Here is a 769-nt window from a genome sequence, read left to right on the forward strand (position 1 = left end):
ATGCCTGGCGATAACGTTAAGATGACTGTAAAGTTAATCTCTCCAATCGCAATGGATGAAGGTCTACGTTTCGCAATCCGCGAAGGTGGCCGTACTGTAGGTGCTGGTGTAGTAGCAACTATCGTTGAGTAATAATTAACTTATAAAGTTAATTATTAGAAAAAAGGTCACTTAGGTGGCCTTTTTTAATGCCTACGATTTACGTCATGTGAAGGTGGCGCTGTTACCCATAGGCGTAGGTGCTTTGTTGCAACTATCGTTGAGTAATCAACAGTTGTAATGCATTAAGCATTAAAAAAAACGAGCTTAGTCTCGGGTTTTTTAATGTCTGCGATTTACGTCATGTGAAGGTGGCGCTATTACCTTAGGCGTAGGTGCTTTGTAGCAACGTTCAATGAGTAATAATTAACTTTTAAGTTAATTGTTAGAAAAAGGTCACTTCGGTGGCCTTTTTTAATGTCTGGGATTTACGTCATGTGAAGGTGGCGCTGTTACCCATAGGCGTAGGTGCTTTGTTGCAACGTTCAATGAGTAATAATTAACTTATAAAGTTAATTATTAGAAAAAAGGTCACTTCGGTGGCCTTTTTTAATGCCTGCGATTTGAGCTGTAAGCTCTAAGCGGAAAGTTTTAAGCTGCTCGGTGTTAATATGTACTTGTAGGCGAGTGGCTTGCCACCGCGTTTATAACAGAAAGTAAATATATTAAATTTTCTTGCTATTTAAGTTGAGGAGATCTAGATTTTTACCGCTTACCGCTTACCGCTTAC

1 pseudogene is annotated in these 769 nt (G+C 39.1%); it reads left to right on the forward strand.

What is annotated here, in order from left to right:
• Positions 1 to 132: pseudogene (gene tuf / locus H5203_RS22505) on the forward strand (elongation factor Tu); the annotation flags it as partial.
• Positions 133 to 769: the final 637 nt, after the last annotated feature.

The organism is Pseudoalteromonas sp. SG41-1 (assembly GCF_014164575.1).
Lineage (GTDB): Bacteria > Pseudomonadota > Gammaproteobacteria > Enterobacterales > Alteromonadaceae > Pseudoalteromonas > Pseudoalteromonas rhizosphaerae.